Consider the following 24,239-nt stretch of genomic DNA (forward strand, 5'->3'; position numbering starts at 1 on the left):
GTTGGTTGGGGCTGAGCGGCTGACCAGACGGTGAAGCGCCCGGCTAGCGGCCTTGAATTCATTGATACGGATAGTCCAAACACCATGTCCGACACCCCTGAAAAATCCGCGACTGATGATGCCGAGGCCGCCGCGCCGTCTGGCGGTAAACGTTGGTTGCTGCCGGCACTGATCGGCGGTGGCGTCGTTCTGCTGTTGTTGGCGCTGTTTGTCGGCGTCGGGCTTGGCATGGCCAAGCGGCAGTTCGAGCGCAAAAGCTATGTCGATCAGATCGCCAAACTGAAAATCGCGCTGCAGGACACCGACGGACTACGCAAAGAGGCCGAAGGCCGGATCGAAAAGATGCGCGAGGATCTGAAGGAAAAGCGTGACGAGATCCACAATCTGGAGCTCAAGCTGGATGAAGCCAAACAAGCCGTCGATCATCACGCCCAGCAAGAGTCGCCGTCGCAAGCCAGCGCCGTAGCCGCTGCCGTGACCCCCCCGCCGGCGAACAGCGCTATCGCGGCGCAGTTGTCCCGCAAGGGGGATTGCGTGCTGACGACTGGCCAGAAGGGGACGGACTGGAAGAATTGTCTGGCGACCCAGGCATCGGGGCCAACGGATAAGCCGGGCGCGGCTAAAAAAGCTGAGCATTAGACGCTGTGTTGCGGTTGCTTTTGTAGGAGCGAGCTTGCTCGCGATGGCAATGGGGAGTCGTTCCTCGTCGTCATCGCGAGCAAGCTCGCTCCTACAATGTTTGGCCACCTTGATTCATCAAGAACCCAACGCCTAAAAACAAACACCCCAGCCTAGGCTGGGGTGTTGTTTTGCAGTGTTACCAACGGAGCGTGTTACAGCACCTTGGCAATCGACTCAGCCACATAGTCGATGTTCTTGCTGTTGAGGGCAGCCAGGCAGATACGGCCAGTCGAAACGGCGTAGATACCGAAGTCGTTCTTCAGCGTTTCCACCTGCGCGGCGGTCAGGCCGGTGTAGGAGAACATGCCGCGCTGGGCGCTGACGAAGCTGAAGTCCTGCGTGACGCCCTTGGCCTTCAATGCCTCGACCAGACCGACGCGCATGGCGCGGATGCGGTCACGCATGCCGGCGAGTTCGTCTTCCCACTGCTGGCGCAGTTCCGGGCTGGACAGCACCGCAGCAACCACCGCGCCACCGTGGATCGGCGGGTTGGAGTAGTTGGTGCGGATCACGCGCTTCAGTTGCGACAGTACGCGGCCGGCTTCTTCCTTCGAAGACGACACGATCGACAGCGCGCCAACCCGTTCGCCATACAGCGAGAAGCTCTTCGAGAACGAGCTGGACACGAAGAATTGCAGGCCGGAGGCGGAGAACAGGCGCACCGCGATCGCGTCTGGCTCGATGCCATCGGCAAAGCCTTGATAAGCCATGTCGAGGAACGGGACGAGGCCACGTTCACGGCAGGCTTCGACCACTTCGGCCCATTGCGCTTCGTTCAGATCAGCGCCAGTCGGGTTGTGACAGCAAGCATGCAGCACGATCACCGAGCCCGGTGCATAAGACAGCAGTGCGGCCTTCATGGCGGCGAAGTTCACGCCACGGGTGGTTGCGTCGTAATACGGATAGTTTTCGACCGTGAAGCCAGCCGACTCGAACAGCGCACGATGGTTTTCCCAGCTCGGATCGCTGATATAGACCTTGGCATCGGCGTTCAGGCGCTTGAGAAAGTCCGCGCCGATTTTCAGCGCGCCGGTGCCGCCCAGCGCTTCGGCGGTGATCACGCGGCCGGAGGTGGTCAGTTCGGAGCCGGCGCCGAACAGCAGGTTCTGCACCGCGTTGTTGTAGGCAGCAAGGCCTTCGATCGGCTGATAGCCCCGTGCCGGTTGGGTTTCCAGGCGAGCCTTTTCAGCAGCCTTCACGGCGGCGAGCAGCGGAATCTTGCCGTTGTCGTCGCTGTAGACACCCACACCCAGATTTACTTTGGTGGTGCGGGTATCGGCGTTGAAGGCTTCGTTCAGACCCAGGATCGGGTCGCGCGGCGCCATTTCGACGGCGGCAAATATCGATGTGCTCATGCTGCTCTCCGTAGGAGGGGACAAGTGGGTAACAAGGACGGCGGACGGGGAAACACGTCGGCCAAAACAGAAAAATATGAGGTTGGGATTTTAGCATGGGAGCAAGCCAGCCGGCGCTGCCAAGCCCTTGCCGATTCCACCAATCCGTACCTGATGTTGTCGCAGGCAACAAATGCTAACCAGCGGGTTTGTCATGTCTTGTCGTGTGTGTAATCGACGGGTAGGCTTTCCAGAAAGAAGGGGACATTGATGCCTAAGCAACGGGACGGAAGCGGCAAGCACCGGCGCTATCCGTTGTATGCCTATATCTCGATTTTGTTCGTCGCGCTGCTCGTGGTCTTTGCGCTCGTCAACATTGTCTATCAGTACCGCCAGACCAGCCGGATGTTGCTGACAGCCTCCGGTGCGCTGTTCAGCCGCATTGGCGATCAAACCGTGCGCGAGCTGGAACGCCGCTATACGCCAACCTCCACGGTGGTGAACCTGCTGTCGCACCAGGGGGTGATGGAAGCTGGCTCGCTGTACGAGCGTCTGCACAGCTTCCCGTATTTCGCCGAAATATTGCGTGGCTCGCTCGGTTTGGCATCGGTGTATATCGGCTATGACAACGGCGACTTTTTCCTGGTGCGGCGCCTCGACCAATCCCCGGCTCTGCGGGAACATTTCAATGCCCCGGATGGTGCGATGTACATGGTGCAAAGCGTCGAACGCCACGGTGCCGATGTCGACGGACGCTATTTGTTCTACAACAGCAGCCTGCGAATGATCGAGCAGCGCTCCGAGCCTACTTACCAGTTCGATCCACGTCAGCGACCGTGGTATGTGGCCGCGAGCACGCAGCGTGATGTGTCCTTCACCCGGCCTTACCTGTTTTTCACGGTCAAGGAAGTCGGGACCACGATCTCGCGGCGTAGCGAAAACAGCGAAGCCGTGGTTGCGGCCGACATCACGCTCGATAGCCTGAGCAACCTGCTCGCCGCACAACGCATCACGCCCAATTCCGAACTGGCCTTGTTCGATGATCAACGGCAGGTGCTGGCCTATCGCGACCCCGCCCGCGTGATGCTCCAGACCCAAAGTGGTGCGCAGCTCCGGCAGCTGGACGATTTGCACGTGCCGGCGTTATCGCAGCTGGTCGAAGCGGCCAAGGCCGGCAATTCGATGCCGACCTTCGATTCAGGCGGCATCGCCTGGCAAGGTTATCTGGCGACCATTCCAGTGCCCGGCGGAACGCCAATGCATCTGGCAATTGCCGCGCCACAGAGTGAGCTGCTCAGCGATGCCATCAACGTGCGCAACCGCGCGATGGAAATCTCCGCGGGTATGTTGATCATCGCTATCGCCATCGCGCTCTGGGTGTCGCGGCTGGCGTCGCAACCCATCAAGGCCCTGCTCGAAGAAGCCAAGCAGATTCAGGCGCTCCAGTTCGACTCCACCCTCACCGTGCGCTCGCGCATTGAAGAAATCGACGAACTCGCGCAAGCGATGGGGACAGCCAAAGCCACGATCCGCAACTTCCTCGATATCGGCATGGCACTGGCCAGCGAGCGGCGCTTCGATTCGCTGATCGCACGCATTCTCGAAGAAACCGCAGATATCTCGCACGGCCGCGGCGGGGTGGTGTACCTCCAGGAGGAAAGTGGCCTCAAGCCAGTGCAAGCCCGTTGGGGCGAGCAAGCGTTCGACGGTAACAAGTTGGCGACATTGATCGGCGGCCGTGACGACACGCATCCCGCCATGCAGGCTTATCTCTATGGCAATACCGTCAGTGAATCCTTCAGCCCGGCCGAGCTCACCGAGCGCTTTGATCACGTGAGCGAATTCGACCACCCGCTGACCGTATTGGCGGTGCCGCTCAAGAACCAGCTCAACGAATGTCTGGGCGTGTTGCTGTTGCTGCAGGATGAAGAGGAATACCTGGTCAATGCGTCGCTGATTGCCTTGGTCGAAGCGCTCTCCGGCTCGGCCGCCATCGCCATCGAAGCCCAACAGCTGGTGCTGGAGCAAAAGCACCTGCTGGAAGCCTTTATCCAGCTCATCGCCGGCGCCATCGACGCCAAGAGCCCCTACACCGGCGGCCACTGCCAGCGCGTGCCGGAACTCACCAAGATGCTGGCCCGTGCTGCCGAACGCGAAATCGAAGGCCCATACGCCGATTTCAACCCGACGCTGGATGAATGGGAGGCGCTACACATCGCCGCGTGGTTGCATGACTGCGGCAAGGTGACGACACCGGAATACGTGGTCGACAAAGCCACCAAGCTCGAAACCCTCTACGACCGCATCCACGAAGTCCGCATGCGCTTTGAGGTGCTCAAGCGCGATGCCGAGCTTTCTTACTGGCAAGCGGTCGCTGTCGGCGGCGATCCGGCCGTACTCAAAACAATCCTCGACCAGCAACTGCGCCGGCTCGACGACGATTTCGCCTTTATCGGCGAATGCAATCTCGGAGGCGAATTCATGGCCCCGGAGCGCGTGGAGCGCCTGAAAACCATCGCCGCGAAGACTTGGCGGCGCACGATATCCGACCGGATCGGTATTTCGTACGAAGAAGCCGAGCGCAAGGCCAGAGCGCCCGAATCGCTGTTGCCGGTGGATGAACCCCTGCTTGTCGACCGACCAGAACACTTGTTCATGCGCGGCCCGCATGATGTTCTGCCGGCCGGTTACGGCTTCGACATGAAAGAGCCGGAGTACCTCTACAACCGCGGCGAGCTTTATAACCTTGCTGTCGCGCGTGGCACGCTCTCCGCCGAAGAGCGCTACAAGATCAACCAGCACATCGTGCAAACCATCGTCATGCTGGAAAAACTGCCGTTCCCCAAGCATCTGCAACAGGTGCCGGAAATTGCCGGTGGTCATCACGAAAAAATGGACGGCAACGGCTATCCGAAGCGGCTCAGGGGCGGCGATATGAGCCTGCCGGCGCGAATGATGGCCATTGCCGATATCTTCGAAGCCCTCACCGCGATCGATCGACCGTACAAGAAGGGCAAGATGCTCTCTGAATCGCTCAAGATCATGGCCAGCATGGCCCGCGAAGGCCATGTCGACCCTGGCCTGTTCCGGCTCTTTATCCGGCAAAAAGTGTATCTGGAATACGCCGAGCGCTTTATGCGGCAGCAGCAGGTTGATGTGGTGGATGAACAGGCGTTATTGGCTGGATTGGCCTAGCCTGCGGTGATTGAGTGCGATCTCATGTCGGGATTTCTTCATTCTCTTTATTTAAAGACCAATCAATCCGGCTGATTCAATTGAACCATTGAATCAAACCAATAAGAGTCAAACCAATAAGAGTCAAACCAATCAATCAGGCCCGGCGTTTTGGAAAAGGATGAAATGATGAACGATGGACAAGCAATTCGTGCCTGGTTCGAGACTTGGCGCCAAGCCACGCTGGCCGGGGATGTGCAGCAGCTGATCGACCTCTGCGCCGACGATGCCGTATTCCTGCAGCCCGGCCGCCCGCCGATGCGTGGCGCAGATACATTCGCTGCCGCGTTCCGCAGTGCCATCAGCCAGTTCTGCATCGACTACACCTCGACCATTGAAGAAATCCGCATCCACGGCGATCACGCCCATTGCTGGACCACGCTCGCCGTCACCATCACCCCGCGCACCGGCGGCGAACCCGTGCACCGGGCCGGTAACACGCTGACGGTATTCGAGAAGCGCAACGGCGGTTGGCTACTGAGCCGCGATGCCAATATGTTGGTGACGGTGCCACAGGTTTGAGCGGCCGTCCCGTAGGCCGGCCGGCTTTACCGGCCGGGGCTTTACCCAACGCCTTACCCGTATCTTCCCGGCCGGTAAAACCATCCGGGCTGCATATTGAAATGAAAATTCAATATCCGGACGCAATTGCAATTTGATGGAAATCCATCGGGCGTGAATTCAAATTCGCGCAAAACGCAATAGCGGATGTTGCGATAGCCCAATTCCCCCAAAAATCCACGATCCAATTGAATCAAAATGTAATTGGCCGCAATTAATTACCAAGGGCTGAATTATCAGAATCGTCGCAGATACACCCAACCCACGCCGCGCTACATTCCCGACTCCCTAACGCCGCCATTCCATCCCGGCCCCGCCGGCGAACCGGAATCAACCAAGGAGTCACCATGTCGCTCACCCCAACCGAAACCAACTACGCCAAGCCATTGGCCATCATCCTGATCGTTGTCGGCATCATCAGCATCGTTGCCCCGCTCGCCAGCAGCATCGCGATTGCCATGCTGTTTGCCGGCCTGGTCGCCGCCGCCGGCGTCTTGCAGCTGATGCTCGCCTTCCAGCCACAACACGCCATGGGCCGCATCTGGCACGTGCTCGCCGCACTGGTCCTGATCGTTGGCGGCGGCTACCTGCTCTGCAGCCCGATCGAAGCCGTCGCCTCGCTCACCCTCGCCATCGCCTGGCTGTTCATTGCCACCGGCATCTTCCGCATCGTCGCCTGGGTCGGCATCCGTGCACTGCCCGGCTCAATCTGGATGCTGTTCGACGGCATCATCACCACGCTGCTGGGCTTCATGCTCTCTGCGCAATGGCCCGCCAGCGGCCTGTGGGCGATTGGCACCCTGGTCGGCATCAGCTTCGTCTTCAACGGCATTTCCGCTTTGCAATATGCGTCACTGATCAAGCGTGGGCGGTATTGAGCATCAACCATTTAAATTTGTAGCCAGCGCTGTAAAAACGCCCCGCAAGAAGCGGGGCGTTGATTTTGTGAAACACCCGCATCATGCCTTGGGGTCCCGTCGCTGCAGGCGGATCGCTGTGACGGCTTCGTCAATAACCTTCTCCAATGCCTCGGCGCCGCGCATGGCAGCAGAACGACGCAAGGTGATTGAAGAAACGCGGATTTCCAATGAATACCGGCGAATGATCGAAAATCGGAGTGATCGATGGTCGTTGATGCAACAAAGAAGCCGCCTTGAGAGAGGCGGCTTTGCGTTGAAGAGTGCGGTACGAGCCAACTTGCGTAAAAAAACAAAGCCTGCCGTAAAGGCGGGTTTGTTGATGGCATTGAGGGGGGCATCTAGCGCATGTCGGCATTGCGTTCGAGCCGTTGGCGCAATATTTCGGCCTTGGCCCATTCACGCTGTCGCTGCGTGATATTCATCTGCCACACGCGTCGCTCCAAGGCATTGCCGACCCAGGCGTGGGTGGGGGCGATGCCACATAACAACACGCTAACGGCGGACAGGATGAATTTGGCGTAGGGCTTGGTATTGCGCATGACAAGGCCCGAGGCCGGGGAAAAAGGAAGGCTGAGAGGATATCGGCCCGGTGCCAATGGCAGTATCGGCCTTGGCTTAAAGGCGTGATGGATAGCCAGCCCATTTCCATCCAATCCGGCCGAGAATGTTCGCATTGCAACCCCGGCCGGCCAAGCCGTCCGGGCTACGAAAGCGTTACTGCGGCAGTTCAACGGATTGCAGGTCGAACGGCACGCCGAGCGGCACTTGTTCGGGCTTGCGGCTGAACAGCAGCGAGTATTTCGATTCGATGAAATACACGCGGTTGCCCACGATCACGCCGGATGACGGATCGTTGAGCCCGGTCACGATGGTCTGCAGCACGGCTTGCGTGCCGGTGACTTTGGCGACGCTGATCTGCCCGCCATAAGGGCCGTCCTTCCCAAAGGCGTTGCTCTCGAAGATCACCAGCCGATCCGGCCCGGCCATGCGGATGGCGTCGGCATTTTTCAGGGGGCGTGGCGTGTCGACGCGGGTGATGGCGCTGGCTGAACCATCCGGTTGCACATCCATGCGGAACAGGAAGGGCACGGCGGAGACTGCGCTCACGTACACGCGCTGATCGCGATCGATGGCGATGCCGTTCAGAAAGTAACCGTCCTTGCCGACGGCAAATGCAGCATCTTCCTTCCACACCGAGAGCGTCGTCTCGCCCGGACGCAGACGTAATACACGCGGATTGAAGGAGTCGGTCACATACAGCGTGCCGTGGCTGTCTTTTGCCAGATCGTTGCAATAGCCCTTGTCCGGCATCGGGTAGCTAGCCTTTGGCGCACCGGTAGCGAGGTCGTAGCTCTTCAGTGCGCTGGGTGTGGACGGGACGGTGGTAAAGCCGAGGTTGCCAGAGCAGACCCATAGCACTTTGCGCTCGGCATCGACCAGTACACCCTGACCATTGCCCAGACCGTTGGAGCCCGGTGTCACGAGGGTTTCCGGTGTGCTGCCGTCTAGCTTGATGCGGGCTACCGCGCCTTGCCGCCAGCTACCGACATAGAACGAGCCATCCGGCCCGGTGGCGAGGCTTTCGGGATACCAGTCGGCAGGCAATGCCAGCGTGGCCGGCGGGGTGGTAGCGGCGAAGGCATGGCCGCCTGCCAGCGCCAGCAGCAGGGCGGTACGGGGGAGAAAGCAGCGGTGCAAGAAGGATGCGCGTGTCATTGTGGTTTCCTCGCCGGTTGGGTGGGGGTTGATGATGAAACGATTCTGTTCGCGGTGCCCCGATTGATAAACTGCGCAAGACTTTGGATATTCCACACTTTTGCTTTGGAATGGCGCGCTTGAACAGGGATGAACGGATATGGATCGACTGACCAGCATGGCGGTGTTTGTGCGCGTGGTTGAAAAGGGCAGCTTCGCGGCGGTGGCCGATGAGTTCGGCCTGTCGACCACCATGGTTGCCAACCACGTGCGTGCGCTGGAAACCCAGCTGGGCACACGACTGCTGGATCGCACTACGCGCCGTCACAGCCTGACCGAGATCGGCAGCGTTTATCTGGAGCGCTGTCGCGATGTGCTGAGCACCGTGCATGTGGCGGATCAGGTGGTCGAGGAGTTGCGCGCCGTGCCACAAGGCACGCTGCGGCTGACGGCGGCGGTGTCGTACGGGGCGCACAAGCTGGTGCCGCTGATTGGCGAATACATGGCGCGTTACCCGAATGTGCGGGTGGAGCTGACCTTGAATGACCGGGTGGTCGATCTGGTGGAAGAGGGATTCGAGGTCGGTATTCGCTCCGGTCGGCTGGATAACCCCAACCTCATCGCCCGGCCGTTGCAGCCGTCGCGCATGTTGGCGGTGGCCAGCCCGGCGTATCTGGCCAAGCGCGGCATGCCGCAGCATCCGGCGGATTTGGCGCAGCACGATTGCCTTGGCTTCATGCCGTGGGGGCGGCGGCATGAATGGCGCTTTACGCGTGGCGATGAAACGGCGCGCGTGCCGGTGAAGGGGGGATTCGTCAGCAACAACGGTCAGGCATTGAAGACTGCCGCGCTAGCCGGCATGGGGGTGGTGGTGCAGGCTGATGTGTTGCTGGCGGATGCGGTGGAATCGGGGCAGTTGGTGCAGCTGTTGCCCGATTGGGAGTTGCCGCAGCGGCCGATTCATATCGTGCGAACCAAGGATTCGCGGCCGACGCCCAAGTTGCGCACGTTTGTGGATTTTATTGTGGAGCGGTTGGGGTGACGAGGGCGCGAAGGTTTTGTAGCCCGGACGGCTTTGCCGGCCGGGGGCGATGTGATCTCGGGCCGGGATGGTTCTTGACGCGGTGTCACCCCGGCCGGCAAAGCCGTCCGGCTACGTTGCCGGGGTGAAGGGGGTGTTTTTCGTCCCCTCGCCCACTTGTGGGAGAGGGCTAGGGAGAGGGTGCTAGCAAGGTCATTGAAGGTTGCACGACCTTCTCCCCCGGCCCCTCTCCCGCAAGCGTGAGAGGGGAGAAAGCGTTTGACGGGAAGCTGAATCAGCTGCTAATCCGCCCCAACTCGTCAAAATAAGTCGGGAACGTCTTGGCCGTGCAGCCCGGGTCGAGAATCCGTACCGGCACGCCGCCAAGCGCAGCCAGCGAGAAGCACATGGCGATGCGGTGGTCGTCGTAGGTGGCGATGGCGGCATTCGGTGTGAGCTCGGCCGGTGGGGTGACGCGCAGGTAGTCCTGGCCTTCTTCCACTGTTGCGCCGAGCTTGCGCAGCTCGGTCGCCATTGCGGCGAGGCGGTCGGTTTCCTTCACGCGCCAGCTTTCGATATTGCGCAGCGTGGTGGTGCCTTCGGCGAATAGCGCGGCGATGGCGATGGTCATGGCGGCATCGGGGATGTGGTTGAAGTCCATGTCGATGGCCTTGAGCTTGCCGGAGGCCGGGCGGCTGGCGCTGATCCAGTCGTCGCCACGCTCGATGACGGCGCCCATTGCTTCCAGTGCCTCTGCAAAGCGCACGTCGCCTTGAATACTCTGTCTGCCAACGCCGGTCACTGTGACCGGGGCATCGGCATTCGCGCCGATGGCACCGGCAGCGAGGAAGTAGGACGCGCTGGAGGCGTCGCCTTCGACAAAGATTTCGCCCGGGCTGGTGTAGGTCTGCAGGCCGGGAATGAAGAACGCGTTCCAACCGTTGCGTTCCACCTTGATGCCAAAGCGTTGCAGCAGATTCAGGGTGATTTCGATGTACGGCTTGGAGATCAGCTCGCCGATCACTTCCACAGTGAAATCGCGGCCGGTCAGCGGCAGGGCCATCAACAGGCCGGTGAGGAACTGGCTGGATACATTGCCCTTCACGGCAACGCGATCGCCGCCGATCGTGCCGGGGCGAATCTGCAATGGCGGGTAGCCGTCGTTGCCGAGGTATTCGATCTGCGCGCCGGCTTGGCGCAATGCATCGACCAAGTCACCAATTGGCCGCTCGTGCATGCGGGCCACGCCGGACAATTTGTAGGTGCCACCAGCCAACGCTAGCGCAGCAGTCAACGGGCGGAAGGCGGTGCCGGCGTTGCCAAGGAACAGGTCGACATCCTTCACCGGGAAATCACCGCCGCAACCCCAAACGCGGAAATCGCGGCTGTCGCCCAGCTGTTCCCACTTCACACCGAGCGCAGCCAATGCTTCCAGCATGCGTTGCGTGTCGTCCGAGGCCAGCAGGCCCTTCACCAGCGTCTCGCCCCGGCTGAGCGCGGCCAGCAGCAAGGTGCGGTTGGAGATGCTCTTAGAACCGGGCAGGTCGACGCTGCCGGCAACGCGGGAAATCGGGGAGAGGTCGAGGAATTCCATGGGCGGGTCTCAGAGGTCTCGGAACGGGTTAGATGGGGGTCAGATGGATCGATGCGGTAGGCGGCGCGGGCCACAGATCGGGGGCCAGCCGGGATACCGCCGCAGTGACGCGGTCGGCTTCGAGCTGGTTCAGGCAATTCATATGGCCAAGCGGGCAGATGCGCTCGAAACAGGGGCTGCATTCGAGATCAAGCGTGACGATCTCGGCATGGTTGGACAAGGGAGGGGTGAACTCTGGGCTGCTCGATCCATAGATGGCAGCCAGTGGCACTTGCAGCGCAGCGGCCACGTGCATCAGGCCGGAATCATTGCAGACGGCGACGCGGGCGAAGCTCATCAGGTCGATGGCTTCGGCCAAGGTGGTGCGGCTGGATAGATTGTGGACGCCGGGGGCGAGCGCTTCGATTTCGTCGGCAATCTCGCGGTCCTTGGCGGAACCCAGCAGCCACACCTGCAAACCGCGCGCGAGGCATTGGCGGGCGAACTCGGCGAAGTGCCGCGCTGGCCAGCGCTTGGCCGGGCCATATTCCGCACCGGGGCAACAGACGATGACGGGCTGATCGAGATGGAGACCAAGCTTGGTGAGCGTGGCTTGGCGCTCGGCATCGTTCACATGCAGCTGCGGGTAAGGCAGCGGGCGGGGCAACGGCACGCCGCTGTCTTCGGCCAAGGCAGCGAAGCGTTCCGCCATTTGTGGCAGGGCCAAGGTATCGAGCGTGCGGATGTCGTTGACGAGCCAATAACGCGCTTCGCCGGTCCAGCCGGTACGCAGCGGGATGCCGGCAAAGAACGGGATCAGGGCCGACTTGAGCGAGTTCGGCAGCAGGATGGCTTGGTCGTAGCGGCGTTTTTTCAGTTGCCGGGCCAGCTTCCAGCGTGCGCCGAGCTTGAGTTCGCCGTGACCGAACGGGTTGTCGAACGACTCGCTGATTTCCGGCATGCGGGCATGCAACGGGCGCGTCCACGCCGGCGCGAGCACGTCGATCTCGCAACCGGGATGCTTGGCCTTGAGCCGCGCATACAGCGGCTGGGCCATGATGGCGTCGCCAACCCAGGCGGGGGCGACTATCAGGATTCGTTTCATGTCTTCCAACGACAAAGCGGCGTCACGACGCCGCTTTGCTTTTATCAGTCACCGGTTAGAGCCGCTAACAAAACCCAGCGTAGCGGTGCTGGCTAGGCGTGCGAAGCGCAGACAGTACAACTGGTACGGCAAGCGAGCACAGCAACGCCAGCAGGGTTTTGTTGGTGGCTCTTAGTGGTGACCCTTGATCACTTCACCGGCACGCAATTTGTACAGCGTGCCGCAGTACGGGCACAGCGCCTCGCCGGATTTTTCGATCGGCAGGAACACGCGGGGGTGCGAGTTCCAGGCGACCTGGTCCGGCGTTGGGCAGTGCAGCGGCAAGTCGGCAGCGCCGACTTCGATCACGCGTTGGGTGTTTTCTTTTTGAACGCTCATCTCGTTGTTCCTTGCGATCAAACCAGGGTGAGCCAATCGGCGTGCTTCTCGTCGCGGCCTTGCACGATGTCGAAGTAACGCTTCTGGATTTCCGCCGTGATCGGGCCACGTGAGCCGATGCCGATCGGACGGTTGTCCAGTTCGCGGATCGGGGTGACTTCGGCGGCGGTGCCGGTGAAGAACGCTTCGTCGGCGATGTAGATTTCATCGCGGGTGATGCGCTTCTCGATCACTTGTACGCCCATTTCGCTGGCGATCTGGAACACCGTGTTGCGGGTGATGCCGTCCAGACAGCTGGTCAGGTCCGGCGTGTAGAGCTTGCCGCCGCGGATGACGAAGACGTTCTCGCCCGAACCTTCGGCCACGTAGCCATCCACATCCAGCAACAGCGCTTCGTCGTAACCGTCTTGGGCTGCTTCCTGATGGGCCAGGATCGAGTTCATGTAATTGCCGTTGGCCTTGGCCTTGCACATCGTCACATTGACGTGGTGACGGCTGAAGCTGGAGGTCTTGACGCGGATGCCGCGCTCCAGACCTTCGGTGCCGAGGTAAGCACCCCACGGCCAGGCGGCGACGATCACTTGCACATTGTTGGCCGGCGGGGCGATGCCGAGCTTTTCCGGGCCGTAGAACGCCATCGGGCGCAGGTAGCCGGATTTGAGCTTGTTCTCGCGGATCACTGCGAGTTGGGCGGCGTTGATTTCTTCTTTGGAGAACGGCAGGTTGATGCCGAGAATCTTGGCCGAATTGAACAGGCGGTTGGTGTGGTCTTGCAGGCGGAAGATTGCAGCGCCCTTGCTGGTTTCATAGGCGCGCACGCCTTCGAATACGCCCATGCCGTAGTGCAGCGTGTGGGTGAGTACGTGCGTGGTCGCTTCGCGCCACGGCACCAGTTTGCCGTCGTACCAGATAAAGCCGTCGCGGTCAGCCATCGACATGGTCATTTCTCCTGCGGAATTCTGTGGGGCGAAAAGGGGCAATTGTAGCCGAAATACGTGTCTTTTATCCCGCCAATCACCGGAAAAACGCGCTCGGAGCGACACCAAAGTGGCGGCGGAACATGGCGGTAAACGCGCTGGGGCTGTCGTAACCGCAGTCGAGTGCCACATCGACCACCTTTGCGCCGGTCGCCAGCCGTTCCAGCGCCGCCAACAGCCGCGCCTGTTGTCGCCATTGGCCGAAGGTCATGCCGGTTTCACGGGCGAACAGGCGTTGAATGGTGCGGGCGTCGATGCCCAGGCGTTCGGCCCATTGTGTTGCGGTGGCGAGCGAATCCGGTTCGGCGGCGAGTGCATTGCAGATGGTTTGCAGGCGCGGGTCGGTCGGGCGGGGCAAATGCAGTGGCAGGGTGGGCAGCAGCAGGATTTCGTCGAGCAGCAGCCGCGTCAGCCGGCCAGCGCGGGAATCATCGGCATACGGTTGCGGCAAGTCGATGGCCGCAAGAATCAGCTCGCGCATCAGCGGTGATACGGCCAGCACCGCACATTGCTGCGGCAGGCCCGGCGCAGCATCCGGACGAATGAAGGCGGTGCGCATCTGCACGTGGCCGACCATGCGGACGTGATGTTCGACGTTGGCCGGCATCCACAACGCGCGGCTTGGCGGCACGACCCAGCGACCGCCAGCGGTGGAGACGATCATCACACCTTGCACCGCATGGATCAGCTGCGCATGCGGGTGTTGGTGCCATGCGGTGACGTGGTCGGGTGTGTAGTCCGCCGCCATGGCGACGACCGGTAGCTGGCTGCTGTGATATTGCAGGTAGCGCGGCGGTTGATCGTTGATGGGAATGGTCATGTCCGTTTCTCGACGAATATTGTCTTATTCTCGCAGGACGGGCCTTGGTCTGGCGACTAGCATGGCGATGTTTCTGTCATTTTCCGGAGCAAGCCATGAGCGAATCCAATAGCGCCGTTGCCACGGCCGGCGGCAATCCGGCGCGAGAGCGGACCGGTTTCAACGTGTTGGGGGCGATCAGTTTTTCGCACTTCATCAACGACATGATCCAGTCGCTGATCCTCGCCATCTACCCGTTGCTGAAAAGCAATTTCCATCTCAGTTTCACGCAGATCGGCCTGATCACGCTGACCTATCAGATCACCGCCTCGCTGCTGCAGCCGATGGTCGGCATGTACACCGACAAGCATCCGCAGCCCTATTCGCTGCCGTTCGGCATGACCTGCAGTCTGGCCGGTTTGCTGACGCTGGCGTTCGCACCGAACTTCGGCATGTTGCTGGTTGCGGCGGCATTGATGGGGACCGGCTCATCGATTTTCCATCCTGAATCATCACGTGTGGCGCGGCTGGCGTCGGGTGGTAAACATGGTCTGGCGCAATCGGTGTTTCAGGTTGGCGGCAATGCCGGTAGCGCCATGGGGCCGTTGCTGGCGGCGCTGATCATCATCCCGAACGGTCAGCACAGCGTGGCCTTGTTTTCACTGGCGGCGCTGATCGGAATTGGCGTGCTGTGGCAGATCGGCGGCTGGTACAAGCACCAGCATCGCTCGGGTGCGAAGCGCGCCGTGGTCGATAACGGTTTGTCCAAACGGCAAGTGGCGTGGGCGATGGCGGTGCTGATGGCGCTGGTGTTCTCGAAGTATTTCTATCTCGCCAGCATCAATAGCTACTTCACCTTCTATCTGATGAAGCGCTTCCAGCTGCCGGTACAGTCCGCCCAGCTGCACCTGTTCGTGTTCCTGTTCGCCGTCGCCGCCGGCACGATTCTGGGCGGCCCGATCGGCGACCGGATCGGCCGCAAGCGCGTGATCTGGTTCTCGATCCTTGGTGCCGCGCCCTTCACGTTGGCCTTGCCCTATGTCGGTCTTGCCTGGACTGGCGTGCTGACTTTCATCATCGGTTTCATCCTGGCTTCGGCGTTCTCCGCCATTCTGGTTTACGCACAGGAGTTGCTGCCGGGGCGGGTAGGGATGGTGTCGGGGTTGTTCTTTGGTTTTGCGTTTGGCATGGGCGGCATTGGCGCTGGCGTGCTGGGCAAGCTGGCCGATGCGCAAGGCATCGAATTTGTTTACCGGCTGTGTGCGTTTTTGCCGCTGCTGGGCTTGCTGACGGTGTTTTTGCCGGATTTGCGTAAGCGGGTGAGTTAGGACGCCAAGACTGGAAGTCTTGAACAATGGAGAAAGGCAAAGGCGAAAACCTGTAGACACAGAGTCCGTTGAGAACACAAAGAACACAGAGAAAAGCACACCTTATGTAGGAGCGAGCTTGCTCGCGATGGCGGCGTTGAATAATCCACCGTTGCCATCGCGAGCAAGCTCGCTCCTACAAAGGTTTTCTCTCTGTTCTCCGTGCACTTCGTGTGCTCAGTGTCTACACGTGTCTGCCTTTTCCCTAAACCACAAACTGCGCCACCACTTCCTGCAGCTTCCCGGCCAGCCGGGTGATTTCCCGATTCGCAAAGAACGAGCGCTCGGCGAAGTTGGCGGCGTCTTGCGATAGCCGGTTGACGTAGCCCAGCTTGCTGACCACCTCGCGGGAGACTTCGGCCTGCTTGGCGATGGCGCTGTGGATTTCGTCGTTCATCGCGTGGATGGTCTTGATCGAGTCATTGATGTCGCTGAGTGCCCCGCCGGTTCGTTGGGCTTGCTCGACGCTATGAGCAGCCTTGCCCTGGCTGCGCTCCATCGCGGCGAGGGCGTCGTGGCTGCCGCCTTGCAGCAATTCGATCATCTTCTGGATCGTGGTCGTGGCTTCGGTGGTGCGTTGGGCCAGCGTGCGCACTTCATCTGCGACCACGGCGAAGCCGCGGCCTTGTTCGCCGGCACGGGCGGCTTCGATGGCGGCATTGAGCGCCAGCAGGTTGGTCTGATCGGCAATGCCGCGAATCACGTCGACCACCCGGCCGATTTCTTCGCTGTGGCTGGCCAGCTGGCGCATGGCGCCGGTGGTGCCTTCCACTTCGCCAGCCAGATGATTGATGGTGGTGATGTTGGTATCGACCACGCTGCCGCAATCGACCGCGTTGCGTTCAGCTTGCTCGGCGGCGCTGACCGCTGCGTTGGCGGCGGTGCTGGAGCGGGTGGATACATCGTTGAGCGCTTCGCTCAGTGCGTTGATGGCCGCCACCATTTGCTCGGCTTCCCCTTTTTGCTTGTGCATGTCTTCGACCGATGAGCTGGTGCTCTCGGCCAGTTTTTCGGCTTCATCGTGCAGCGTGCGGGCGGCGTTTTGCGCTTCCAGCACCACGTTGTGGATCACCTGCATGAACTGGTTGAAGTTGCTGGCGAACTCGCTGGCTGCGCCGGCCTGCCGGAAAGTGAGGTTCACCTTTTCGTTCACCACCGCCAAGTTGGAGGCGATGTTGTGCAGCTCGGCATTCTGGACGGCCTCTTTGCGGCCTTGGTAGGCCATCGCGATCAGGATGGCGGCCTCGAAGATCACGTAGACGTAATGCAGCAGCACGCGTAGGTAGCTGGTTTCGGTGAAGACGTAGATGCCGTAGCCGGCGGCTTGCAGATAATTGGCGGCCAGATGATGGGTGGCGATCACGACCACGGCCGTCACAATCACCCACCAGTCGCGGTAGTACAGCAAGAAGGCGAGGAAGACGAAGACGCTGAAGTGCATCTCGATCATGCCGTGGCCCTGGTGGATTTGCAGGGCGGAGAACACCATGAAGGCGGCGGCGATGGTGTGGCGGGTCAGTGCCTGGCCGGGGGCTTGATAGACCAGCACCGTGCCGACCAGGGCGGTCGGCAGGCCGATCAGCAGGGCTTCAAGCCAGGTGCCGTACCACGTTGCCAGCAACAGGGCGGCCGCAGCCATGATCCAGAGCAGCTTGACCATGAGTTGGTCGACTTTGACGAAATGCTTGGTCAGATGGGCGTTTTGCGTGGCATCCATGGACGAGCCTTTTTCGGTGGTCGGGAGCGCCGGAGTTGCGGGAGCGTAACCTTAAAATAGGTGTTCGCTTGAGTGGCTACAAGACATTGTTCGGCAAGTTTTCATTGGTTTTGCGTAAGAAATTGATGGGCGTGGGCTATTAGGCTGACTGGTCGCCGGGTTGGTCGGACCACGGGCAAAAGCAGCCGACTGCAGCGACGCTGTCCAGCTTCACGGGTGAGCCAGCCAGAATGCCTTGCAGTACGCGCTCGGCCGGGCCGTTGTCAGTGGTGCTGCAGAACGAGTCGAGGCTATAGGGGCCGAGATAGGCGAGGTGCCCGCTGCCATCGAACACCGCCGTAGCTGGGCTGACTGGCACCGTCAGTGCAGTTGGCCATTGTGCTGGTTCGATCAGGATGGCGGAGCGCCCGAAGGTGGCGCGGACTTTGTCCGCAAGTTGTGCTGAAGCGGTCACGCCGGGTTTGGGCACGACCAGCAAGGTGACGCCTTGTGGGCCGAATGCTGCCAGCAATGCTTTGACGTGCAGATCGCTGAAGCGGGCGCAAGGGCAATCCGGGTTCCAGAAGTGCACCAGCAGTGCTTTGGCGGGTGCGTGGTTTGCGCCGATCTGCTGGGTGAATGAGGGCGGTAGTGTGATGTCCGGGCGCGTGAACGGGACGACATGCGCCGTCTGGCCGGACATGAGGGAAAAGGGCCGTAGATTGCGCCCTTGAAACCACCAGAGCGCCCATGCTGTTCCCAGCAGCCAGACCACAACCATGAGCCAATGCCACGGCCGCACTTTTGCGAGCGTAGCCGCTACGTTATTCGTGGTCGTCGTGCTGAGCGTATTCATGAGGCAGCGATCGGGTCGGAACTGGCTACATCGGCTCGCCAGGCCCGGCATCGTCTCCCCGCCGGTGCCTTGCCAAATACAGCGGCGTTTCGCTGGGCGTGACTTTGTGGACGAACTGGGCACGCGCCACGTGGTAGCTGTGATCCTCGCCGTAAAAGTTGTCCCACATTTTTTCCAGTTCTTCGGCGCGATAGCGTTCCAGCGGTTTGTCGTGCTCGTCGTGCTCGCGGGCTTCGCGCTTGGTGGCCAAAGCGGCGCTGTAGTCAGGGTCGTGAGCGATCTTTTCGGCGATCCGGCTGATCTGGCGATGAAACGTGGAGGTACCTTCGTCGTCGTCTTGCACTACGTCGTCGATCAGACCCAGTTCCTTGGCTTTCCAGCAGCCGAGCGGCAGGCAACGATTGGTCAGCCGTTCCGCCCAGGCTTTGCCGACCCGCCGTGGCAGCAGGTAGGTCCAATATTCCGAGCCATACAGGCCGCCCATCGAGCGATAGTGCGGGTTGAGCACCACGCCATCGCGCACGAACACCTTGTCTGCTGCCAGAGCGAACATCACGCCGCCCGCGCCGGCGCTGCCGTGCATGGCGGAGATCACGATCTTGTCCGTGGCGTCGATGATGGCGCGCACCAGATCGTCCATGGCGTTGATGTTGCGCCACGATTCGTCGGCGGCGCCGTTGGGGCCGTCAGCCTGCGCGGCTTCGATCAGGTTCAGGTGGATGCCGTTGGACCAGAAGTCCCGGCCCCCCATCAGCACGAGCACCTTGGTCGGGCGCGCGGCGGCTTGCAGAAACGCGTGGGTTAGCCGCTGGCACTGCGCGGTCCCCATCGCGCCGTTGTAGAACTCGAAGTACAGGTAGCCGACGTCCCGTTGTTCCTCGTACCAGATTTCCTTGAAGGTCTGGACTTGCCCGTCGACGAGCAGGGGCAGGGGTAGTTCTGGGATGTCGTCGAGGTGATCACCAAGCGCCACGGCCGCCGGCAGTTTGAAAGGGCGCTTGCCGGCTGGGCTGCTCTTGTCCGCGGCTTTCTTCAGGTGGCTGATCCAGACGGCGCCATCGGTCGCGGCACGGCAAATTGCGCCGTCGCGCTGGGCCAGCACCTTGCCGGGCGGGCCGACCAGCTTGCCTTCGCGACATGCGCCATAGAGGTAGTACTGCTCGTCGAACAGTGTATCCAGCACACCGGGATTGCTATCGGCGGAGCGGATCTTGGTGACGATGGTCGCCACGCTATCCGTTGCCCAGTCAGTCGCCCGCGCGGTTTGCGGCATGGTCGGGCAATAGCGGCCGCGTATTTCCGGCCGGGTGTAATCGAGCGGCTCCGGTACGAACAAGCCGTTGTCGAAGCGTTGCACGGCTTTGATGATCACCTGGACGGCTGCCACGGTCAGCTCGTCGCGATAGAGGCTGCTCTTGCTGCCCGGCCGCATGGCGAACCGGCGGCTGGCCCAGATCGGGCCGGAATCGACTTCATGCGCCGCTTGCACCGCCGTCACGCCCCATTCGGCATCCTGGCGCAAGATGGCCCAGTCGAGCGAACTGGAGCCCCGGTCGCCGGTGATGCCGGGGTGCACGATGATGCAAGGCGTGCTGTGCCAGACATCCTCCGGCAGGATTTGCTTGAGCATCGGGCACAGCACCAGATCGGGCTTGAACAGGGCCACGCCATCGCGCACGTGTCGCTCGCTCAGGAACAACTCAACACTGACTTCATGCCCGAGCCGGGTGAGGGCGACATGGGCGTGCTGGGAAAGGCTGTTGTACGACGAGGACACAAGCAGAATGCGCATCTTTCGCTCCCTGTTGCTTACGATATTCATGCATGTCTAATCGATATGACTGAAAGTTAATCATTAGCATGGGGACAGCGACAATCAACCTTGGCTGCGGGGCGCACCGGCTGGATCGGCTGGTCGCGTCAGTGAGGCTGACGGATGGCGGGATCGAGAAGGGAAAAAACAAAAAAGCCCTGACGCAGGTCAGGGCTTTCGTATTGGAGGCGGGGGTCGGAATCGAACCGGCATAGACGGATTTGCAATCCGCTGCATAACCATTTTGCTACCCCGCCGCGGGGTTAAAAAAAGGGAAATGCAGAACTGCGTTTCCCTTTTTTTACTGCAACTGGAGCGGGAGAAGAGTCTCGAACTCTCGACCTCAACCTTGGCAAGGTTGCGCTCTACCAACTGAGCTACTCCCGCATGGAGTTTGCTGCAAGTGCACGAAGAAATATGGAGCGGGAGAAGAGTCTCGAACTCTCGACCTCAACCTTGGCAAGGTTGCGCTCTACCAACTGAGCTACTCCCGCATCTGTCTTCGTGCTGCAACAGAGAGGCGCATTATGGTGAGCCGCTCGTCGCCTGTCAACACCGTCCTTGGAAAATTTTCTGTCGATGCTCCTAATTGCTTGAGCAAGCGTATAAAATCGTTGCCGTGGCGCTATCCGGTGGGATGCATCGGATGCTTTTCGGTGCCACGTGTTGATGTCGTTGATCTCCTTTGGGAGGTCAGTTCCGGTTGCGGGATGAGCCCGCACCTTTATTGCATGGAGGAACCCCATGTCCAAGAAAGTCGTTACGCTGGCGCATTACTATACCCAGCCCGAAATCCAGCAGATGGCCGACAAAGTCGGCGATAGCCTGGAACTCTCCCTCTATGCCAAGGAATGCGGCGCGGACACTATCGTGTTCGCCGGTGTGCGTTTCATGGCAGAGACGGCCAAGATTCTCAATCCGAACGCCGAAGTGATCCTGCCGGATTCGCGTTCGACCTGTTCCCTCGTTACCCAGACCGATGTGAACGCGCTCAAGCAATGGCGCGAAGATCACGCCGATTACGTGCACGTGAGTTACATCAACAGCTCGGCCGAGCACAAAGCGTTGTCCGACTGGATCGTGACCAGCCGCAATGTGGACGACATCATTGCCCACCTGTATGCGGACGGCAAAAAGGTCATCTTCTCGCCCGATCGCAATATGGGCGCCTACCTCAACTTTCAGTACGACTACGGCATGCCCTTGTGGAGTGCCGTGTGCGAAGTGCACGACAAATTCAATCAGGCCGCGCTGGATGAAGCCTTTGCCGGCGTGGCGGGTGCGAAGTACCTGATCGCTCACCCGGAATCGCCGCTGCCAGTGCTGCAGCAGGCCGATTACGTCGGCTCGACCAGCGGCATGTTGAACTGGATCAAGTCGTTCGATAAAGAGCCGGATGCGGTGATCTTCGTCGCCACCGAAGACGGCATCCTCTACAACATGGGCCTGGCCCGGCCAGACCTGAACATCCAGCAAGCGCCGATCTATGCCGGTTGCCAGTGCAACCAGTGCCCGTACATGAAGATGAACAGCATCGAAGCGGTGAAGCGGGCGCAAGCCGGCGAGGGCACGCGCATCGACTATCTGACCGATGCGCAGATGGCAGCAGCCCGCTTGCCCATCGAGCGGATGCTGGAATTCTCGAAGCGCTACTACCAGTGATCAGTGAGGCGTGAGGTGTAAAAAATGAAGAATATCCTGCCTTTGCACCTCACCCCTTACTCCTCGCTCCTCACGTGCGTATGAAGTACGACTACCTCGTTTTCATCGGTCGCTTCCAGCCTGTGCACCTCGGTCATCTCAAGGTGATCGAGGCCGCATTGGCGCAGGCGGACAAGCTGATCATCATTTGCGGCTCATCCCGCCAGGCCGTCAGCCCGCGGACCCCGTTCACATTTGCCGAGCGCGAAGAAATGCTGCGCGCTGCGCTGCCGGCCGAATGGCAGGAGCGGGTGTTCGTGGTGGGTTGCTCGGACCGGATGTACAACGATCAGCAATGGGTGACGGAGGTGCAAAACCTCGTCGACAAGGTGATTGCGGTCGATACCGCCAGCCTGGGCCATCGCGCCGCCGAATTCTGCGTTGGCCTCGTCGGCAGCAGTCACAACCGCAACAACTACTATCTCGAACTGTTCCCGCAATGGCAGCGGCTGGAAGTGCCAGACGAACCGGGCATCGATGCGGCCCGGCTGCGTGATTGTTTTCTGGCCGAGGGCGGTGAGCATTTTGCTGAATGTGCCGACAAGCTGCCGCCTGCTGTATACGCGTGGTTGCAGCGCTTCCGGCAAGGGGATGTCTACCCGCTGATTGCTGCCGAGCATCGCTATCTGCGCGACTTCCGCCAGCGCTGGGCCGCTGCGCCCTATCCGCCGACCTTCGTCACCGTTGATGCGGTGGTGATCCATTCCGGCCACATCTTGCTGGTGCGCCGGCATGGTATGCCGGGCAAGGGGCTATGGGCGCTGCCGGGGGGATTCGTCGATCAAGGCGAGCTGGTGCGTGATGCAGTCATTCGGGAGCTGAAGGAAGAAACGCGACTGAAGGTGCCTGCGCCGGTGCTGGCGGGTTCTATTCGTGCCAATCGCGTGTTCGACCACCCGCAACGCAGTCTGCGTGGCCGCACGATTACGCATGCGTTTCTGATTGAGCTGGCCCCGACCGGTGAAGGGTTGCCCAAGGTACGCGGTGGGGATGACGCGGATCGCGCGTCCTGGGTGCCGCTCTTCGAATTCAGCCGGATGGAAACACAGTTGTTCGAAGACCACTTCTACATCGTGAACTGGTTTCTCGGGCAGATTTGAGCGGCATGCGGCGGCTTACGCAGCAGGCTGCTAACCCGCCCTACGGTTCATTGTGGGCGAGCGATACTTAGCGCCGCCCGCCGCCACCCGTCGGGTAATAGGCAAAGCGCCAGTCCTGAAAGGTGGTCTTGTCGTTGAAGCCGCTGTATTGGGTCGGGAAGTTACTCGTCTTGATCGGCTTGAGCGTCGACTTGCTGTAAACGCCGAGGAAGCCGCCATTCGGTCCACTCATGAGAACCCAGTCATCGCCAGTCATCGGGTCTTTGTAGGCGTGGCGCAAGTAATGTTTGGGGGTCGAGCTGCGGGGGTCTTGCACCAGATCGTTCAGCGTTTTGGGGTATTGATTGCCGGCTTGCTCGGCATATGCCTTGATCGCGAGCCGGATCTGATCGCCCACGCGGAGCAGTTCTTCTTCATGCGCACGCTGGATCTTGGTTTTCCACACGTCGCCGACTTCACTCAGATAGATGGCCATCACCAGCACCATCATCAGCGCCCAGAGATAGGCGAAACCCTGCTGGTTCGGACGCATGCCCTGTTGGCGGGAGATCGCGCTAGAGCGAGTTGAAAGCCTGGCCATCGCTGCCGTTTCCGTCTGCGCCGCTTTTCACGTCATATACGCCAGTGCCGCCTTCCGGCGCGATGATCTTCCATGAATCGCGCCGCCCGGTGATCGGGTCGAGCGGCACTTCGCGCAGATAGTGCTTGCTGACCAGCTCGTCCAGATCGGTCGGGTAGTGGCCGGTGTCGGCATAGAACTTGTCCACCGCATCGCGCATGGCGACGAGGTTGTGCTTGAGCACGGTTTCCGCGGCGCGATCGGTCTGCTGGAAGTAGCGCGGCACGACCAGCGTCAGCAGACTGGCCATGATGGCGAGCACGACCAGGAGTTCGATCAGGGTGAAGCCGCGAGGGCGGTGGCGGGGCATGATGTCTTACCAGTTGCGATAGGGGATGCCGTTCAGGCCTACCCCGGTGGAATACGAATAGACATCGTACACGTCGCGCCCTTCGGCTGGCGTATCCGCCGGGCTGGCGTAGCTGCGCTGGCCCCAGGTTTCCTCGTCAAGCTTGCTGGCGCAATCACAGAAGGGATCGCGTGGAATCCGCCGCAGGAAGTAGATCTTCTTGCCGGTCGGGTCCTTGGCATCCTTGATGCCATCGACCAGCACTTTCAGCGTGGGCGGATAACCGGTTTCATCGAGCGATTTGGTGACGCGACCATCGTCGACAGCCTGTTTGTAGGCGTCGATGCCGGAGCGAATCTGCCACAGCGCCTGGCGCAATTGCTCCTCGCGATTGCGCGTGGCGGCGATCTGCGACAAGGGCAGGGCGACGGACGCCAGCACGGCGAGGATGGTCAGGGTGACCATCAGCTCGATCAGCGTAAAGCCGCGCTGACATAGGCCGTGCCGGGGCATCTTCGCG

22 protein-coding genes and 3 tRNA genes are annotated in these 24,239 nt (G+C 60.7%); 8 read left to right on the forward strand and 17 right to left on the reverse strand.

Features of this window, described 5'->3' with window-relative positions; genetic code table 11:
* Positions 1–84 precede the first annotated feature (84 nt).
* Positions 85–639: a hypothetical protein gene (locus BR41_RS03780; RefSeq protein ID WP_035053024.1), complete on the forward strand. Its 555-nt coding sequence runs from the start codon at positions 85–87 to the stop codon at positions 637–639.
* A 194-nt stretch (positions 640–833) separates the two neighbouring features.
* On the opposite strand, the gene BR41_RS03785 is transcribed toward BR41_RS03780, so the two are convergent.
* Positions 834–2,036, reverse strand: coding sequence for an amino acid aminotransferase (locus BR41_RS03785; RefSeq protein WP_035053026.1), 1,203 nt, complete (start codon positions 2,034–2,036; stop codon positions 834–836).
* Between the two features lie 249 nt (positions 2,037–2,285).
* Here BR41_RS03785 and BR41_RS03790 point away from each other — a divergent pair, with 249 nt between their 5' ends.
* The 3 genes from BR41_RS03790 (at position 2,286) to BR41_RS03800 (ending at position 6,688) form a co-directional block, all read left to right on the forward strand.
* Complete coding sequence (locus BR41_RS03790; protein ID WP_035053028.1) at positions 2,286–5,210, forward strand: HD domain-containing phosphohydrolase; 2,925 nt, start codon at positions 2,286–2,288, stop codon at positions 5,208–5,210.
* Between the two features lie 168 nt (positions 5,211–5,378).
* Positions 5,379–5,771, forward strand: coding sequence for a YybH family protein (locus BR41_RS03795; protein WP_211251652.1), 393 nt, complete (start codon positions 5,379–5,381; stop codon positions 5,769–5,771).
* 386 nt (positions 5,772–6,157) lie between these two features.
* On the forward strand, positions 6,158–6,688 hold the full coding sequence (locus BR41_RS03800; RefSeq protein ID WP_051710025.1) for an HdeD family acid-resistance protein: 531 nt from the start codon (positions 6,158–6,160) through the stop codon (positions 6,686–6,688).
* Positions 6,689–7,068: 380 nt separating this feature from the next.
* Here the strand turns inward: BR41_RS03800 and BR41_RS03805 are convergent, their stop codons facing one another.
* Positions 7,069–7,269, reverse strand: coding sequence for a hypothetical protein (locus tag BR41_RS03805; RefSeq protein WP_035053033.1), 201 nt, complete (start codon positions 7,267–7,269; stop codon positions 7,069–7,071).
* 175 nt (positions 7,270–7,444) lie between these two features.
* Positions 7,445–8,446: an SMP-30/gluconolactonase/LRE family protein gene (locus BR41_RS03810; RefSeq protein ID WP_035053035.1), complete on the reverse strand. Its 1,002-nt coding sequence runs from the start codon at positions 8,444–8,446 to the stop codon at positions 7,445–7,447.
* Between the two features lie 139 nt (positions 8,447–8,585).
* Between BR41_RS03810 and BR41_RS03815 the strand changes: the two genes are divergently transcribed.
* Positions 8,586–9,467 carry a LysR family transcriptional regulator gene (locus BR41_RS03815; protein WP_035053037.1) on the forward strand — a complete coding sequence of 294 codons (882 nt, stop codon included), beginning with the start codon at positions 8,586–8,588 and terminating at the stop codon, positions 9,465–9,467.
* A 274-nt stretch (positions 9,468–9,741) separates the two neighbouring features.
* Here the strand turns inward: BR41_RS03815 and aroA are convergent, their stop codons facing one another.
* The 5 genes from aroA to BR41_RS03840 all read right to left on the reverse strand — a co-directional run bounded on the left by aroA (position 9,742) and on the right by BR41_RS03840 (position 14,299).
* On the reverse strand, positions 9,742–11,040 hold the full coding sequence (aroA, locus tag BR41_RS03820; RefSeq protein WP_035053039.1) for a 3-phosphoshikimate 1-carboxyvinyltransferase: 1,299 nt from the start codon (positions 11,038–11,040) through the stop codon (positions 9,742–9,744).
* A gap of 28 nt (positions 11,041–11,068) precedes the next feature.
* A complete protein-coding gene (waaF, locus tag BR41_RS03825; RefSeq protein ID WP_051710028.1) occupies positions 11,069–12,124 on the reverse strand; it encodes a lipopolysaccharide heptosyltransferase II in 1,056 nt (351 codons plus the stop codon).
* Positions 12,125–12,295: 171 nt separating this feature from the next.
* Positions 12,296–12,502, reverse strand: a complete 207-nt coding sequence (locus BR41_RS03830) for a zinc-finger domain-containing protein (protein WP_035053041.1) — start codon at positions 12,500–12,502, stop codon at positions 12,296–12,298.
* 17 nt (positions 12,503–12,519) lie between these two features.
* On the reverse strand, positions 12,520–13,440 hold the full coding sequence (locus BR41_RS03835) for a branched-chain amino acid transaminase (RefSeq protein WP_035053042.1): 921 nt from the start codon (positions 13,438–13,440) through the stop codon (positions 12,520–12,522).
* 76 nt (positions 13,441–13,516) lie between these two features.
* Positions 13,517–14,299 carry an AraC family transcriptional regulator gene (locus BR41_RS03840; protein WP_035053044.1) on the reverse strand — a complete coding sequence of 261 codons (783 nt, stop codon included), beginning with the start codon at positions 14,297–14,299 and terminating at the stop codon, positions 13,517–13,519.
* 95 nt (positions 14,300–14,394) lie between these two features.
* Here BR41_RS03840 and BR41_RS03845 point away from each other — a divergent pair, with 95 nt between their 5' ends.
* Complete coding sequence (locus BR41_RS03845; protein WP_035053046.1) at positions 14,395–15,606, forward strand: MFS transporter; 1,212 nt, start codon at positions 14,395–14,397, stop codon at positions 15,604–15,606.
* Positions 15,607–15,850: 244 nt separating this feature from the next.
* Here BR41_RS03845 and BR41_RS03850 read toward each other — a convergent pair whose 3' ends face one another.
* The 6 genes from BR41_RS03850 to BR41_RS03875 all read right to left on the reverse strand — a co-directional run bounded on the left by BR41_RS03850 (position 15,851) and on the right by BR41_RS03875 (position 20,504).
* Positions 15,851–17,362, reverse strand: a complete 1,512-nt coding sequence (locus BR41_RS03850; protein ID WP_035053049.1) for a methyl-accepting chemotaxis protein — start codon at positions 17,360–17,362, stop codon at positions 15,851–15,853.
* A 139-nt stretch (positions 17,363–17,501) separates the two neighbouring features.
* Complete coding sequence (locus BR41_RS03855; RefSeq protein ID WP_156970543.1) at positions 17,502–18,197, reverse strand: DUF6436 domain-containing protein; 696 nt, start codon at positions 18,195–18,197, stop codon at positions 17,502–17,504.
* A gap of 25 nt (positions 18,198–18,222) precedes the next feature.
* Positions 18,223–19,989 carry a hydrogenase maturation protein gene (locus tag BR41_RS03860; protein WP_035053053.1) on the reverse strand — a complete coding sequence of 589 codons (1,767 nt, stop codon included), beginning with the start codon at positions 19,987–19,989 and terminating at the stop codon, positions 18,223–18,225.
* A 204-nt stretch (positions 19,990–20,193) separates the two neighbouring features.
* Positions 20,194–20,267 (reverse strand) — tRNA-Cys (locus tag BR41_RS03865).
* A gap of 54 nt (positions 20,268–20,321) precedes the next feature.
* Positions 20,322–20,397: transfer RNA gene (locus tag BR41_RS03870), tRNA-Gly, on the reverse strand.
* Between the two features lie 31 nt (positions 20,398–20,428).
* Positions 20,429–20,504: transfer RNA gene (locus BR41_RS03875), tRNA-Gly, on the reverse strand.
* 250 nt (positions 20,505–20,754) lie between these two features.
* Here BR41_RS03875 and nadA point away from each other — a divergent pair.
* Both nadA and BR41_RS03885 read left to right on the forward strand, forming a co-directional pair.
* Positions 20,755–21,672, forward strand: a complete 918-nt coding sequence (gene nadA / locus BR41_RS03880) for a quinolinate synthase NadA (protein WP_035053055.1) — start codon at positions 20,755–20,757, stop codon at positions 21,670–21,672.
* Between the two features lie 80 nt (positions 21,673–21,752).
* On the forward strand, positions 21,753–22,811 hold the full coding sequence (locus BR41_RS03885; RefSeq protein ID WP_035053057.1) for a bifunctional nicotinamide-nucleotide adenylyltransferase/Nudix hydroxylase: 1,059 nt from the start codon (positions 21,753–21,755) through the stop codon (positions 22,809–22,811).
* 67 nt (positions 22,812–22,878) lie between these two features.
* Here the strand turns inward: BR41_RS03885 and BR41_RS03890 are convergent, their stop codons facing one another.
* From BR41_RS03890 to BR41_RS03900, 3 genes are read right to left on the reverse strand one after another with little or no spacing between them, the layout of a single operon-like run.
* Positions 22,879–23,343 carry a type II secretion system protein gene (locus tag BR41_RS03890; protein ID WP_035053059.1) on the reverse strand — a complete coding sequence of 155 codons (465 nt, stop codon included), beginning with the start codon at positions 23,341–23,343 and terminating at the stop codon, positions 22,879–22,881.
* Between the two features lie 22 nt (positions 23,344–23,365).
* Positions 23,366–23,740, reverse strand: a complete 375-nt coding sequence (locus BR41_RS03895) for a type II secretion system protein (protein WP_035053061.1) — start codon at positions 23,738–23,740, stop codon at positions 23,366–23,368.
* 6 nt (positions 23,741–23,746) lie between these two features.
* Positions 23,747–24,232 (reverse strand): type II secretion system protein, encoded by a 486-nt coding sequence (locus tag BR41_RS03900; protein ID WP_035053063.1) that lies wholly within the window; start codon positions 24,230–24,232, stop codon positions 23,747–23,749.
* Positions 24,233–24,239: the final 7 nt, after the last annotated feature.

The organism is Andreprevotia chitinilytica DSM 18519, assembly GCF_000711875.1.
GTDB lineage: Bacteria > Pseudomonadota > Gammaproteobacteria > Burkholderiales > Chitinibacteraceae > Andreprevotia > Andreprevotia chitinilytica.